Consider the following 15,567-nt stretch of genomic DNA (forward strand, 5'->3'; position numbering starts at 1 on the left):
AAAAGGACTTAGTCCTGTGCAATACAGGACTAAATCCTTAACTTAAATTATTTGTCTAACTTTTTGGGGTCAGTACAATTGTGGTGACCTTTATTTTGTTGATTCAGTTTCATGGAGAAGGAGCCAACTATGGGCAGGAATAGAAAGTTCCTTTCCTTTAGGAATAGGGGTTTTTAGGTTGGCATGAGGATAGGCAAATAACAGCTGACTATCGCTCGGATGTTGATAGGTCTGTTCTTGATCACCGATATTGACAAGAATCGTTATTTTTTCACGATCTTTCTCAATCGTGTAGATCAAATGATGATCAGACAACCATTTGACGTCACAGTAGTCGCGAATCTCTTGCCCTTTTTTCAAACGAAGGAGTGGCTGTGATTTCCGATAAGCAATCAATTCTTTAAGAAAAGCAAGTTCTTCTTGGCATTTTGAAAGGGATGTCCAGTCCAATTGGTTGAGACTATCTGGCAAGTTATAGGTGTTTTCTTCGAGCCCTTTTGTGCGGTAACGTTCTTGACCAGCATGGATAAAAGGTACACCTTGGGATAATAATACCAAATGAAGAGCGAGGCGTGAGAGAGCTTTTCGCTCCTCTAGACGAATCTCTTCTTTTTCAAGTTGGAAATAATCAAAAACAGTTGCATTATCGTGGCATTCGACGTACTGAATGGCTTGTTGAGGTTGGATGAAATGAGCAGGTCCTGCTTTCCCGACATTTGCTGTTAGGATATTAGAAAAATCATTGGCTGGATGTTGACTATCACAACGGTGACCGGCTAAGAGTGTTCTCTTGACCGTATCCCGGAAATTATCACTGAAAAAGCCAAAGGCTGGTAATCGTTTAGCGTTATACTGGTGAGCGAGCTGGTCTTCAGAGAGGCCTGTATCCATCTTCCACCCTTCCCCATAGAGATAGACGTTAGGATAGATTTCACGGAGCTCCTCTGCAATCTCTGTCATGGTTTGAATGTCTAAGATTCCCATCAAGTCAAAGCGAAAACCATCAAAACCGTAGAGGGAAACCCATTGCTTGAGGGATTGCTTGATATAGTGTCTTACCATGGAACGTTCACTTGCGACATCATTCCCACAGAAGGTTCCATTGGTCCGCCCTCCTTCTGCATTATAGCGGTAGAAATAACCGGGTACGATTTGTTCAAATGCATACTCATCGGCCTGGTAGACGTGATTATAGACCACATCCATGATAACACTGAGATTAGATTGGTGATAGGTTGCAATAGCATCTTGGAGCTCCCAAATCCGTGCATAAGGATCGTTGGGGTCACTGGCATAACTACCTTCTGGAACATTGTATTGGACAGGATCATAACCCCAGTTGTAGGCTTTCCATTGATTCTCTTCATCAACACTACCGAAATCATAGACAGGAAGTAACTGTACATGGGTAATGCCAAGTTTTTGAAGGTAATCAAATCCAAGGATTTGACCATTGAGTTGAGGCGATTCTGTCAAGCCTTTAAACTTACCAGGGTGTTTAAAGCCGGCCTCTTTTTGGACAGAGAAGTCCCGAACGCTCATCTCGTAGATGATTGCTTCTGTCGGGTCTAGTTGACGAGCAGCACGTGTGATAGGACGTGTGATCTTCTTGCGGTCGACGACTAAGCTATCTCCAGAGTTTGCTAAAGAGGATAGAGCATAGGGATCGTGGATCCGACGTTCTAGGCCATTGACACGAAACTCATAGTGGTAGGCAGCTCCTTCCCAATCCCCTTTGAGCACGAGTTCCCAGACACCGTTTTCTGTACGATTCATCGGATAGACCTGATCTTCGATATGAAGGGTCACATTTTGCGAAATCGGTGCCCAGAATTTAAATTGCGTCTGACTTGGTGTGTAGAAACTTCCTAGATCCTCTCCACTATAGGTGAAGGTTTGATCAAAAATGGGTTTGCGAACAATTTGACGATAGTGGAGAATAGAAGAATTTCCAGTAGCATCGTAGATGGTGTACTCTTCTCCGAGTTCAAGTGGAATAGGGCTTAAGAAATAGTCTCCTGTGTCAGTCGCTGCACTTGACGTTTTGACAGGGATTAAGGCAAGATGACCTTGGTTCGTTTTCAAATAAAAAGGAAGGATATGCTCCTCTCCCTTTTGGATACGAATGAGGTCTTGGTCATCTAAATAAGCAGTAAATGTAGACATAAAGACTCCTAAAGTTTCGTAATGGTATGGTCAATCAATTGACGGTAGCAGACGGTTTTTCCTTCTTTGTGATCTTTGATGATTTGAAGGATGGTCCGGACAGATTCACGCCCGAGTTCCACCGCATTGATGTCAATATAGGCTTCAATATCGAGTCGTGGCTTGATCGAATCAAAGGAAATAATCGGGATTGTCAGCTGGTGTTCTAATAGGTATTGGCGCACCCCTTCAGCAACGAGAATATCGGTCGTCATAATCGCATCTAGTTCTGTTAATGGTAGACTCTCCATCATTTGATAAGAATTATCTTCTAACATAAACCCAAATGAAAAATGAACGAGTTTTTCATCGAGAGGAATCCCTGCTTTTTGGAGGGCTTCTTTATAACCTTGGTAGCGGTCTTGAGACACAAACAGCTCTTTGTTTCCCCCGATAAAAGCAATTTTTCGGTAGTTTTGTTGAATAAAATAATCTGTTGCATCAAATGCGGCCTTGATATTGTCATTATCGACTAGCGAAACAAAAGGAGAGACCGCCTTTCCAAGGATGAGGAAGGGAAACTTGTCCTTCAGTGCAAATTCAACGAGGGGGTCATTCGGGTTGGAATAAAGGAAGATTAAACCATCCACACGGTTTCCGTAGATGAGTTGCTTGAGGTTGTCGAGCTGCCGTTCTTCGTTTTGACCTGTACAGATTTGGATGGCATAGTCATTGTCTGACGCGATCTGGGTAATCCCTCTTAAAACAGTTGGGAAGAAAGGATTCTGGTAGAAGACGTCACTGTCGATTGGTAGGACCAAAGCAATGACTTGACTAGATTGGCTGACAAGGCTGCGAGCATTAAGATTGGGATGGTAGTCCAATTCGACCATGGCCTCACGGACACGTTTTTTTGTTTCATCACTAATCGTGGATTTGTTTTGGATGACGCGCGTGACAGTTGAAGGCGCGACGCCAGCGAGTTTCGCCACATCTTTGATGGTAACACGCATGAGAAAACCTCCTAGCGGTGATAGTCTGGATCACGGAAGTGGGTCTTATAAAATACCATAGCAAGATAGAGTACAAATAAGACATTTTGGATCATGATCGTCGTAGTAAATACTTGATGGAATAGTAAACTGATGAGGACACTTAGTAAAATAGGGAGCCCTAGGCAATTCAGAATACAGTTGAAACATTCCTTGAAAGTTTGTAGTGAAAAGAGTCGAGATTTTCGTGTCAAGTAGAGGAAGAAAGAGGCCCCTAGGATGAGAATCAAATAATTGACTGTCGACAAGAAGCCAGAGAAAATCACGAGAAAGAGACTGACAGGGAGTCGATTGTCGCGGAACCAATCGCTAGAGATAGCTTGAGTGAGGCTTTTTTTATCCCGAAGGCTCTCTTGATTAATAGCCTGGTATGAGACTGTAGCGAGTTCTTTATTCTCTTTTGAGATAATCAATTGTTTGCGATCAAAATGGAGTGTTAACTCCTTGCCTTCACTAGCCTTTGCCTCTTGGCCTAAGATAACCTGTCCTTTTGAAGTCTTGTGTACAGGGTTAGTCCCTGTATAGGTGAGCTCTTGGTCTTTGATCACGACGTGTTCTTGGATATCTTTCATAACGTCTGTTGATAAAGGATCAAACACATCGCTGACAAAGGTTGTCAAAGGATAGGTTTTGAGTTGAGCATTTTGCAGAGCCACAGGTAATAGTGTGATAGAGATTAGAAAGAAAGAAGTAAAAATCATTTGGAACCAGCTCAGTTTTTTGCGGTTTGCAAAAGAAGAGCGGAAATTGAAGATACTTGCGAAATAATTAAAAGGATAGGGCATAAGATGACCTTTCTAAATATAAGAGTATCAGAAATGCAAAGAGAAATCTCTTTGCATTGATTTTATTCTTAACGAAGGGTAGTAAAGCATCCACCATACTACCCTCAACTTAAAAATAAAATGTGTTTGAAATAAGGTTCTATTTTATCCTTTATCTCCACCAGCTGTCAAGCCTGAAACAAAGTTCTTTTGTAGGAAGAAGAATAAGGTACAGATTGGAACCGCGATCAAAATAGCACCGGCTGCAAAGAAGGCGATTTTTTGATTTTTTTGGTCACTGATAAAGGTTTGAAGACCAACGGCTACCGTATAGTTCACTTCGTCACGAAGCAAGAATTTAGACAAGATATAGTCTCCGAAAGGCCCCATGAAAGCCCAAAGTGCTTGAACGGCAATCATTGGACGAACAAGAGGAAGGACGATTTGCCAGAAGCGACGGAAGTGTCCAGCTCCATCCAATTTCGCAGATTCATCGAGGGAAATTGGAACAGTATCAAAGTATCCCTTCATCAACCAGGCATTCATTGGAATACCACCACCAACATAAAGGAAGATCAAGAACCAAGGTTGGTTCAAGGCATTCAGCATCAAAGCCATAACGAAGAAGGCTGTGAGGGCTGCCATGGTTGGGACCATTTGAATAATCAAGAAGAAGACCAAACTTTGTTTACGCGCCAAGAAATTGTAACGGCTGTATGCGTAACCTGCGAAGGTAACGATACTTGTTTGTACAATCATGGTGATAATGGCGATAACCAAGGTGTTCATATACCAAGTGCCATAATGGGTTTCAGAGAAAAGTTTTGAGAAGTTATCAAAACTAAGATTGCCACTAAAATCAAGTGTAAAGGCACTGACATTCCCTGATTTGAAGGCTGATAGAACCGTAATCAACAATGGATAAATGATAACGATTGAAAGAACCACCATGTACAGGTAAGTCAAGAAATGATTGAGGCGGCGTTTAAATTGAACTGAATTTTTCATTTTATACATCCTCCATATCAAATGCATGTAGTTTCTTGAAGGCAACCATAGAGATTGAGATCACAATCACAGAGATAATCAAGGTTACCGCTGCAGCCATTGAATATTGAGGAGAAGAATTGGTTGTCAACTTGTAGATCCATGAGATCAAGATATCTGTAGATCCGGCGTTTCCTCCGACAGAACCAGGTCCCCCATCGTTAAACAAGTAAATGATGGAGAAGTTATTAAAGTTGAAGGTATATTGACTGATCAAAGTTGGAGCTGCAACAGCCATAATCATTGGGAAAGTGATGCTGCGGAATTTTTGCCAACCGTTGGCACCATCAATATAAGCAGCTTCGTAAAGATCGTTTGGAATAGATTGAAGAATCCCTAAAGTCAAGACGTAGATGTAAGGGAAGCCGAGCCAACCTTGCATCATAATCAAAGCAATTTTTGTCCAGGTAGGATCTGTTTTCCAAGGAATCAAAACGCCATCTAAGAATGGGAAGATCTTCGCAAACAATGGGATAACTTGTGCATTGATAGCACCGACACTATCGTTAAACATATTTGAGAAAGTTAGGATAGTGATGAAGGCTGGAACAGCCCAAGGAAGCAAGAAGATAACCCCAAAGATTCGTTTTCCTTTTACGAATGGTTGGTTTGCAACAATAGCGGTCAAGATACCGAGTACGATTTGAAGAGTAGAAGCTGCGAGGGCCCAAATCAAGGTCCAGCCAAGAACCGATGTAAAGGCTGAGCGGAAGGTACTCAAGGTCCACATATTAGTGAAGTTTTGGAACCCGATCCAATCAAGCAAGGTTGTTGGAGCGGTATGTTTGAAGTCGTAGTTGGTAAAGGCGATCATCAAAGTTACTAAAACTGGGAAGATAATCGCAAATGTCATAGCAATGTATGAAGGAATAATCAATAAATATGGGAAGCCATTTTCATAGATGGCTTGAACCATTTCTTTCAAGGTTTTTGGAACGGCAATCCCGTTGTTGATGCGTTTAGCAACTGTTCCAGCATCCTTAATATTTAAGGCATAAAATAGGAAGTAAACAACAGTGATGATCAAGTGGAAGGCGCCACGAATCAAGATAAAGAGAGAATTATCTTGTCCACGGACGGTTCCAAGTGTAACCAATTTCGCTAATTCTCCAGCTCCAATTCCTAGGAAATAGGCGAGAAAGAGAATGGTTACGGCAAGAAAAATATAGCCTTTGGTTTTTTGTTTGTTATAAATTTGCCCAAGACCCGGGATCAAAGAGAGCCACATAGCCTTTTTAGGGTTTTGTTCTGTAGTCATTCAAATCTCCTTATAATGTCCTTGCTAGAGAGCAAGAAGACAAGTCAGACAGTAAGTTGTGCTTGAAAATTGAACATAAGAGGTTGGGACTTTGTCTCCAACCTCTTACTCACACCTAAAAACTGTCTTATTTGCTACCGAATTTTTGTTCGATGGTTTCTTTAATCAATTTCACTGCATCGTCAGCAGATGCTTTTGCAGATTTTTTACCACTTACAGCATCGAAAAGCATAGTAGCAGCTGGATCCCAAACAGCACTCATTTCTGAGATATTTGGCATTGGTTGAGCATTCTTGAATTGATCAACAACGGCAGTTGTCAATTCATCGTTTTTGCTAACCGCATATTTACGAGCTTCTGTGTTGGCAGGAACTTCATTGGTCTTGTCAAACAAAGCTTTTTGTTGGTCAGTACTTGTCAAGAAGTCAATGAATTTTTGAGCGCCATCAAGGTTTTTCGCACCTGCAGGGATAACCCAAGCTTTACCACCACCAAAGGCAGAGTATTGTTTTCCGTTTGGAAGAGTTGGAATCGTTGCGACACCGTAGTTTACTTTAGCTTCTTTCAATGAAGCAGCTTTCCAAGGACCATCGATGATAGCAGCTGTTTTACCTTCTTGGAATTGTGTTTGGATGAAGTTAGCAGCAGCTTTTGTATCTTGCAAACCTTTTGGCCATTTAGCATACCAAGTTTTTGCATATTCGATACCATCGATAGAACCTTGGTTGTTCAATCCAATATCTTTAGGATCTGTACCGTCTTTACCAAACACATAACCGCCGTTACCTGAAAGTAAACCGTAAGTGTAGTAGAAGTTTGTCCAGTCAGCTAAGAAGGCAGTTGTTTTACCAGGTTCGCTAGCGAAGTCGTACTTGCTATCTTTTGCAAGATTTTCAAGATCACCAAATGTTTTTGGAGCTTCGCTTACAAGATCTTTGTTATAGTAGAGAACCAATGTTTCGATGACAGCAGGTGCACCGTAAACTTTACCACCGTTTGTTACAAGAGCTTCAGTTGTTTTATCTGTATGGCTATCTTTGTTTAATGTCACTTCAGCCAATTGACCATCGCTACCAAGACCACCTACACGGTCGTATGGTGCCATCATAACGTCTGGAGCTTTTTTAGATTGGTTATCAAGAGAAAGGTTATCCAATCCACCAAGAGCATCACCAGTCTTGATGTTAATTTTTACGCCATTTTCTTTTTCAAAAGCTTTTGCAGCTTCTTCAACATAAGATTTGTAGCCTTTGTCTACATAGACGTTGATTTCTTTACTTGCCTCAGAAGAACCTGATGAGTTATTGCTACAAGCAGCAAGTAAGAAGCCGGCAAAACCAACTGTACCAAGTACAGCAGCACTACGTAAAATTGTACGTTTCATGATTTATTCCTCCTAAAGAATAAAAAAAGATAATAATTAGAAACCGTTTTAGACAAACGTTTTCCTAAAACGACTTAAGTATATCACAAGGCGAAAACGTTTGCAAGTGATTTTGAGAAAATTTTTTAAAAATATTTTAATTCCGAACTTTCTTCTATAAAATACATTAAATTTGTTGACATTAGGCAAAGGAAAGAATACACTAGGGGGGTGAGGACATTCTGAAAAAAGTTAAAAAGTTTTTAAGAAACCCCTTGCAGAAAATATGGAAAAAGTTTATAATGACATGGTACGCAAACGTTTTCGCAAAAATTGCGTAAACTGAGTTGCGCCTGTTCGATTTTAACAAAGAGTAGAGCCGCTTGAGAGCTGGATACGACTCTGCAACGATACCCATACCGTGCACCGAATCGCAGGCTTCAAAGAAATAAAAAGAGGTGGTAACCCATGAAAAAACGTCAAAGTGGTGTTTTGATGCACATTTCTTCCCTTCCTGGACAATACGGAATCGGATCATTCGGACAATCAGCATATGATTTTGTTGATTTCCTCGTTCGGACCAAGCAACGTTACTGGCAAATCTTGCCGCTTGGTACAACCAGTTATGGAGATTCTCCATACCAATCTTTCTCAGCTTTTGCTGGGAACACTCATTTTATTGATTTCGATCTTTTGATCGAACAAGGTTTGTTGACAGAAGCAGACCTTAAAGGAGTGGACTTTGGTCAAGATCCTACTCAAGTGGATTATGCAAAGGTTTTCGAACAACGTCGTCCCTTGCTTGAAAAAGCAGTTGCGAATTTCTTAAAATCAAGTGATCAAAAAGAATTCCAAGAATTTTGTGAAGCCAATGCTTCTTGGTTGGAGCTCTTCACAGAATACATGGCTATTAAAGAACACTTTGATTTGAAAGCTTGGACAGAGTGGCCAGATGCAGCTATTCGTGCGCGTGAGCCAAAAGCTTTGGCTAAATACCGTGAAGAATTGGCTGATAAATTGACTTACCATCGTGTAACTCAATTCTTCTTCTTCCAACAATGGTTGGCCTTGAAAGCTTATGCCAACGACCACCACATTGAAATTGTGGGAGATATGCCAATCTATGTAGCGGAAGATTCAAGCGACATGTGGGCTAATCCTCATCTCTTCAAAACAGATGAAAACGGAAAAGCAACTTGCATTGCAGGATGCCCGCCAGATGAGTTCTCAGCAACTGGTCAACTTTGGGGGAACCCAATCTATGACTGGGAAGCAATGGACAAAGATGGCTACCAATGGTGGATTGAACGCTTGCGTGAAAGCTTCAAGATCTATGACATCGTTCGGATCGACCACTTCCGTGGTTTCGAATCATACTGGGAAATCCCTGCTGGTTCTGAAACTGCAGCACCAGGTAAATGGGTCAAAGGTCCTGGCTACAAACTCTTTGCAGCCGTGAAGGAAGAACTCGGTGATTTGAACATCATCGCTGAGGACCTTGGCTTTATGACGGATGAAGTTATTGAGCTTCGCGAACGTACTGGCTTCCCAGGAATGAAGATTCTTCAATTTGCCTTCAATCCTGACGATGAAAGTATCGATAGCCCTCACTTGGCACCAAACAACTCTGTGATGTACACTGGAACACATGATAACAACACAGTTCTTGGATGGTACCGCAATGAAATCGACGATCCAACTCGTGAGTACCTTGCTCGTTATACCAACCGGAAAGAGTATGAATCTGTTCCACATGCTATGCTTCGTACCGTCTTTGCTTCTGTCAGCTTCATGGCTATTGCTACGATGCAAGACTTGCTTGAGTTGGATGGTTCAGCTCGGATGAACTTCCCATCTACTCTCGGTGGTAACTGGTCATGGCGGATGACAGCGGATCAATTGACTCCAGCTGTCGAGCAAGAATTGCTTGATTTCACAACGATCTATCGTCGTGAAAACAAAGACTTGAAAAAAGAAGTTAAGAAAGCAGAAAAATAATCTTTCCCCCTTATTAAAATTGTTGAAACAAAGGAGACTTTAAAACATGGAATCATTACAAAAATATGTGATTGATCATCATCAAAAAACAATTGCTGAATGTTCAAATGAAGAATTGTACCTTGCTTTGCTTAATTACACCAAGCAAGCAAGTGCCCAAAAGAAATTAAATACTGGTAAGAAAAAAGTTTACTATATCTCAGCTGAGTTCTTGATCGGTAAACTCTTGTCTAACAACTTGATCAACTTGGGTCTTTACGACGATGTCAAAAAAGAATTGTCAGATGCTGGTAAAGACTTGATCGAAGTCGAAGAAGTGGAATTGGAACCATCACTTGGTAACGGTGGTTTGGGACGTTTGGCAGCCTGCTTTATCGACTCTATCTCAAGCCTTGGTTTGACAGGGGATGGGGTTGGTTTGAACTACCACTTTGGTTTGTTCCAACAAGTATTAAAAAACAACCAACAAGAAACCATTCCAAACGCATGGTTAACTGACCAAAGCTGGCTCGTTCGTTCAAGCCGTAGCTACCAAGTGCCATTTGCACACTTCACATTGACTTCTACCCTTTATGACATTGATGTTCCTGGTTACAAGATTGATACCAAGAACCGTTTGCGCTTGTTCGACTTGGATTCAGTTGATTCATCTATTATTGAAGATGGTATTAACTTTGACAAGACAGATATCGCTCGCAACTTGACCCTCTTCTTGTACCCAGATGATAGTAACCGTCAAGGGGAATTGCTCCGTATCTTCCAACAATACTTCATGGTGTCAAACGGTGCTCAATTGATCATCGACGAAGCCATCGAAAAAGGAAGCAACTTGCATGACCTTGCTGACTATGCTGTTGTCCAAATCAACGATACTCACCCATCAATGGTCATCCCTGAATTGATCCGTCTTTTGACAGAACGTGGTATTGAAATGGATGAAGCCATCTCTATCGTTCGTAGCATGACGGCTTACACTAACCACACAATCCTTGCGGAAGCCCTTGAAAAATGGCCACTTGAATTCTTGCAAGAAGTGGTTCCTCACTTGGTTCCAATCATTGAAGAATTGGACCGCCGTGTTCGCGCTGAATACAAAGATCCAGCTGTTCAAATCATCGATGAGAATGATCGCGTACACATGGCACACATGGATATCCACTATGGATTTAGCGTAAACGGGGTTGCTGCACTTCACACAGAAATCTTGAAGAATTCTGAGTTGAAAGCTTTCTACGACATTTACCCTGAAAAATTCAACAACAAAACAAACGGTATCACTTTCCGTCGTTGGCTCATGCATGCCAACCCAACCTTGTCACACTACTTGGATGATATCCTCGGACGTGACTGGCACCATGACGCATCTAAATTGGAAGACCTTCTTTCTTATGAAGATAAAGATGCAGTCAAAGCAAAATTGGAAAACATCAAGTCTCACAACAAACGGAAATTGGCTCGTTTCTTGAAAGACCATCAAGGTGTGGAAATCAATCCTAACTCTATCTTTGATACCCAAATCAAACGTCTCCACGAATACAAACGTCAACAAATGAACGCTTTGTATGTGATCCACAAATACTTGGACATCAAAGCTGGAAATATCCCTGCTCGCCCAATCACTGTTCTCTTTGGTGGTAAAGCAGCTCCTGCCTACACCATTGCACAAGATATTATCCACTTGATCCTTTGCTTGTCTGAAGTGATTGCAAACGATCCAGCAGTAGCTCCACACTTGCAAGTCGTTATGGTAGAAAACTACAACGTGACTGCTGCAAGCTACTTGATTCCAGCTAGCGATATTTCTGAGCAAATCTCCCTTGCTTCTAAGGAAGCTTCAGGTACTGGTAACATGAAATTCATGTTGAATGGTGCGTTAACACTTGGTACTATGGATGGAGCAAACGTGGAAATCGCTGAATTGGTTGGACGTGACAACATCTACATCTTCGGTGAAGATTCAGAAACTGTAATCGATCTATATGAGAAATCAGCATACAAATCAGCGGACTTCTATGAACGTGAAGCTATCAAACCATTGGTAGACTTCATTATCAGCGATGCCGTTCTTGCAGTTGGTAACAAGGAACGCTTGACTCGTCTTCACAAGGAATTGATCAACAAAGACTGGTTCATGACTCTTCTTGACTTGGAAGACTACATTGTAACCAAAGAACGCATGTTGGCTGATTACGAAGACCGTGATGCATGGTTGGATCAAGTTATCGTAAACATTGCTAAAGCAGGATTCTTCTCATCTGACCGTACGATCGCTCAGTACAATGAAGATATCTGGCACTTAAACTAATCACCCGATATTAGACCAAGGTTCTTAGGACCCTGGTCTTTTTCATTTCTTGTTATTTGGGAAGAAAAAGGAAGGAATTTAAAGAATGGACACTTCTGTAAACAGTGTTGTTTTTTTGAATTTTGCAACCCCTAAAGGGAAAAATTACATAATTTTTATTTCAGTCTTCAAATCTAATTTATTGGTATAAAAAAATACTTCCCTTTAAAAAGCCTTTCGGTGAAATTTATAAAAAGAGAAAGTGTCTTAAAAACCCTTGAAAATAAAGGATTTTTTCACAGGCATTTGCATATATTTTCAACTAAAGATGGGGAAGGCAAGGAAAGTTTGGGGATTCAAGTTGTTATATATTTAAAGTAAAATAAAAAATTAAATTGACAAATATATAAAAATGGTTGATTGTGATACAATGAAGTTAACTGGAAGTAGCATATTTTTGCCTCTACAGTGAGATTTTTTTAAACAAAAAAGGAGAGTTTTGAAAATGAAAAGCTATCGTGAACATGTTTCGAAGCAGGAAAAATTTTCAATTCGTAAGTTATCAGTCGGTGTTGTTTCATTGGCCATCGCTGGATTGGCTACTGTTAATACCTACGGAGCAGAAGTGAAAGCAGATGAAGCAACAGCGCCTGCAACTGAAGCGACTACTACGGATACAGCAACAAGCGATGCAGCTGTTTCAACAAGTTCTAAGTTGACATCTACAACTGTGACAGAAGGAAATAAAACAGTTACGACGACTTATGTAGAATCACCAGAACTTGAAAAAGCAAAAGCTGATGCGGCTACAGAAGGTGTGACCGTTACAGAAGAAGCTGAAAAAGTCCAACCATCTATCGCAGCAGCAGAAGCAGATAATAAAGCTCAAACAGCTGAAATCAACACAGTAGTTGATAACTACAAAAAGGCAAAAGCGGAGTATGAAGCAAAATCTCAAGAAATCACATTGATTGAAAAGAGAAATGCAGAAGCAGAAGCGGCTTACAAGAAACAAGTAGAAGACTACAAAACCCAACAAGCAGCTTATGATAAAGCTTTAGAAGAGTACAATGCTAAAAAGGCAGCCTACGATGCTAAAGTAGCAGAAAAAGCAGCAGCAGATAAGGCCAATGCAGAAGCAAAAGCTAAGTATGAAGCAGAAATGGCTGTTTACAATACAGCGAAAGCGCAATACGATAAAGATTTACAAGAATACCAAACTAAGAAAGCGCAATACGATAAAGATAAAGCAGCTTATGATCAATTGGTAGCGAAGAAGGCAGAAGAAGATGCTGCTAAGGCTCAATACGAAGCTGATCTTGCAAAATACAATGTAGAAAAAGTACAGTACGAAAATGATTATATTGCTTATCAAAAGAAATTAGCTGAATACGAAGTTGCCAAAAAACAATATACGGACGCGAAACAAGCATACGACAAATATATGACAGACAATGCGTATGCTGACCTTAAAAATGTTTCAACTGTTCAAGATTTGACCTTCCAACGTGAAGGTGGTGCAACTCACACCATTGACGGCATCAGCACTTATCTTACTCGTGATGCTCAAGCTCGTTTAAATACAAGCAATGTCCATCAATATGATTCTAATAAATTGGAAGCTTCAGATATTGTAGCAACTAGTCCTTGGGCCAATAATGAAACTGAGTACATTCAAGTGAAAGAAGGCGATAAATTTGTCGTTACTTATGATAACTTGAATCAGTCCAGCATGCGTGAAAATACGGATATGCATCCAATCAAACGTGTGATTTACCGTTATGAGATTTTAAGTCTTCCATCAAATGATGGCAAAGGGATTGCAGCAGTCAACGCAGATCCAACGGTAACCATGACAGTGGGTGCTTCAACAGACCAAGACAAACCTGTTAAGGTTGCTGTCGATGTTGAATTCTATGATGGTGATGGCAATAAATTTGATTTGACTCAACGCAATGCCATTGTCGCTTTGAACTCGCTCAACCACTGGACAGGTGCTTCCTATGTCGATAGTGGAGACAAACCTCGTGCCCTTACAGTAGAAGCCAAAGATAAAGATGGCAACACTGTTCGTGGAACTTGGGATCCATATGCAGATGGTTCATCCATGAGCATTGAAAACAATGAAGTGAAGGTTAAAACAGGAAAAGCAGACTTTGGTACTGCAACTGTTTCCATTTCAGCAGACAACCCTCTCAAAATTGTGACTCAGAAATATGGTTATGTTAAAGATGACACAGGTAAATGGGTTCCTGGTACGACACCTGAGAAGGAAGAAGTAACGGATGCGTTAACTGTAAATGCTTCGGGTTCAGGAAGTGTTCATTCTATTGGTACAGAAGAATTTACCTTTGAAGGTAAGGATGATGTTATCGGATCATACAAAGTAGATGCAACTACAGGTCAAATTACGTTCACGCCTAAGAAGAAATTTGAAAACGTGGAACACCAAGAGTCTGTAAATGTTGGAAATAATAAATTTATTCCAATTCCAAACTCAAGTGTTTCTTATGATGCTGCTACTAAAGAAGTAACCTCCTTTAAAGATAACCAATATATTGAACATGGCTCTGTCTTTAACGGTGAATCTTCAACAACTCTTGAAGGTTGGGATAATCCATCTTCTCCATACCTCTATTATGGTGGAGCAGGCTTGAAGATGTCAGATGGACACTTAGTCTTTACGGCTAATGGTGCCAATGCGGCTGGTCAACCAACGGTTTATTGGTTTGCCATCAACTCAAATGTAGGTCTTCCTAAAGAGCCAGGAGAAAAACCGAAAGAGCCAACAAAACCAACAGAACCAAAGGCTCCAACTCCACCAACACCAACAGTTGTGGAAGTGCCAGCAGAGCCAAGTAAACCTGAAGAACCTAAATCACCAACTCCGCCAACAGCACCTAACTACACTGTGATTACGGTCGATGTGGAGGAACCAAAAGCTCCAACTCCACCAAAAGCTCCAACCCCACCAACTCCTGAAGTCGTTCCAAATACGAATCCGGTGAAACCGGAAGCTGAAGTGAAATGGCATAAGAATAAAGTGGTAACGGAAACAGATATTCCAACCCCACCAACACCAGTTCCTCCAACTCCACCAACTCCATACAACCCACCTACACCAATTGTTCCACCTACACCAATTGTTCCACCTACACCAATCGTTCCACCAACTCCAGAGGTTCCAACCGAACCAACTCCTGAAGTTCCGGAACAGCCTGTACAACCTGCGCAACCACAAACACCTACGCTTCCAAATACAGGTACAGAAAGCTCAACTGCAGCTGTTCTTGCAGGTGCGATGGCTGGATTGCTTGGATTGGGTCTTGCACGCAAGAAAAAAGAAGATTAATTCTTATTTCTGTCGTTCATTCATCTAAATAAAGAAAGTCAGAAGGCAAGTTCTTCTGGCTTTTTTGATGGAGTGATGACCAAATAGTTGAGAAATAGAACAGAATAGTTTTTGGATGAGGAGAGGAAATGGCTTTTATAGACCAAATCGTGTCGAAATGAAGCAGAATAGAAATGGATGACACAAGAAGAAGAGAATGAGGTATACTGGTGGTGTTCGAATGAAAGTTTATAGGACTCCGTTATATCTCTAATCATTCCAATGATACAGTTGCGATGGCTTTTCATCTTTTGCACACATTACT

General features: G+C 41.0%; 9 protein-coding genes. 3 read left to right on the top strand and 6 right to left on the bottom strand.

Annotated elements, in window-relative coordinates:
• Nucleotides 1–90 precede the first annotated feature (90 nt).
• The 6 genes from pulA to M1G14_RS00030 all read right to left on the bottom strand — a co-directional run bounded on the left by pulA (nucleotide 91) and on the right by M1G14_RS00030 (nucleotide 7,650).
• Nucleotides 91–2,166, bottom strand: a complete 2,076-nt coding sequence (gene pulA / locus M1G14_RS00005) for a type I pullulanase (RefSeq protein WP_247926080.1) — start codon at nucleotides 2,164–2,166, stop codon at nucleotides 91–93.
• A gap of 8 nt (nucleotides 2,167–2,174) precedes the next feature.
• A complete protein-coding gene (locus tag M1G14_RS00010; protein WP_247923686.1) occupies nucleotides 2,175–3,158 on the bottom strand; it encodes a LacI family DNA-binding transcriptional regulator in 984 nt (327 codons plus the stop codon).
• Nucleotides 3,159–3,169: 11 nt separating this feature from the next.
• A complete protein-coding gene (locus tag M1G14_RS00015; RefSeq protein ID WP_247926082.1) occupies nucleotides 3,170–3,982 on the bottom strand; it encodes a DUF1189 family protein in 813 nt (270 codons plus the stop codon).
• Nucleotides 3,983–4,126: 144 nt separating this feature from the next.
• Nucleotides 4,127–4,969 (bottom strand): sugar ABC transporter permease, encoded by an 843-nt coding sequence (locus M1G14_RS00020; RefSeq protein ID WP_031574714.1) that lies wholly within the window; start codon nucleotides 4,967–4,969, stop codon nucleotides 4,127–4,129.
• A gap of 1 nt (nucleotide 4,970) precedes the next feature.
• Nucleotides 4,971–6,266: a sugar ABC transporter permease gene (locus M1G14_RS00025; protein WP_023919930.1), complete on the bottom strand. Its 1,296-nt coding sequence runs from the start codon at nucleotides 6,264–6,266 to the stop codon at nucleotides 4,971–4,973.
• 127 nt (nucleotides 6,267–6,393) lie between these two features.
• On the bottom strand, nucleotides 6,394–7,650 hold the full coding sequence (locus M1G14_RS00030; RefSeq protein WP_023919928.1) for an extracellular solute-binding protein: 1,257 nt from the start codon (nucleotides 7,648–7,650) through the stop codon (nucleotides 6,394–6,396).
• Nucleotides 7,651–8,097: 447 nt separating this feature from the next.
• Here M1G14_RS00030 and malQ point away from each other — a divergent pair, with 447 nt between their 5' ends.
• From malQ to M1G14_RS00045, 3 genes are all read left to right on the top strand, one after another.
• Entirely contained in the window at nucleotides 8,098–9,627 is a 1,530-nt protein-coding gene (gene malQ / locus M1G14_RS00035) for a 4-alpha-glucanotransferase (RefSeq protein WP_223325493.1), read from the top strand.
• Nucleotides 9,628–9,673: 46 nt separating this feature from the next.
• On the top strand, nucleotides 9,674–11,932 hold the full coding sequence (glgP, locus tag M1G14_RS00040) for a glycogen/starch/alpha-glucan family phosphorylase (protein ID WP_049474155.1): 2,259 nt from the start codon (nucleotides 9,674–9,676) through the stop codon (nucleotides 11,930–11,932).
• 484 nt (nucleotides 11,933–12,416) lie between these two features.
• Nucleotides 12,417–15,263 (top strand): GbpC/Spa domain-containing protein, encoded by a 2,847-nt coding sequence (locus M1G14_RS00045; protein WP_247926083.1) that lies wholly within the window; start codon nucleotides 12,417–12,419, stop codon nucleotides 15,261–15,263.
• Nucleotides 15,264–15,567 lie beyond the last annotated feature (304 nt).

Origin of the sequence: Streptococcus parasanguinis (assembly GCF_023109675.1) — a bacterium.
In the GTDB taxonomy this organism is placed as follows: Bacteria; Bacillota; Bacilli; order Lactobacillales; family Streptococcaceae; genus Streptococcus; species Streptococcus parasanguinis_I.

Coding starts and splice junctions, on each gene's coding strand:
- M1G14_RS00010 (WP_247923686.1), bottom strand. CDS start 3,158: ATGCGTGTTACCATCAAAGATGTGGCGAAACTCGCTGGCGTCGCGCCT.
- M1G14_RS00025 (WP_023919930.1), bottom strand. CDS start 6,266: ATGACTACAGAACAAAACCCTAAAAAGGCTATGTGGCTCTCTTTGATC.
- M1G14_RS00030 (WP_023919928.1), bottom strand. CDS start 7,650: ATGAAACGTACAATTTTACGTAGTGCTGCTGTACTTGGTACAGTTGGT.
- glgP (WP_049474155.1), top strand. CDS start 9,674: ATGGAATCATTACAAAAATATGTGATTGATCATCATCAAAAAACAATT.
- M1G14_RS00045 (WP_247926083.1), top strand. CDS start 12,417: ATGAAAAGCTATCGTGAACATGTTTCGAAGCAGGAAAAATTTTCAATT.
- M1G14_RS00015 (WP_247926082.1), bottom strand. CDS start 3,982: ATGCCCTATCCTTTTAATTATTTCGCAAGTATCTTCAATTTCCGCTCT.
- M1G14_RS00020 (WP_031574714.1), bottom strand. CDS start 4,969: ATGAAAAATTCAGTTCAATTTAAACGCCGCCTCAATCATTTCTTGACT.
- malQ (WP_223325493.1), top strand. CDS start 8,098: ATGAAAAAACGTCAAAGTGGTGTTTTGATGCACATTTCTTCCCTTCCT.
- pulA (WP_247926080.1), bottom strand. CDS start 2,166: ATGTCTACATTTACTGCTTATTTAGATGACCAAGACCTCATTCGTATC.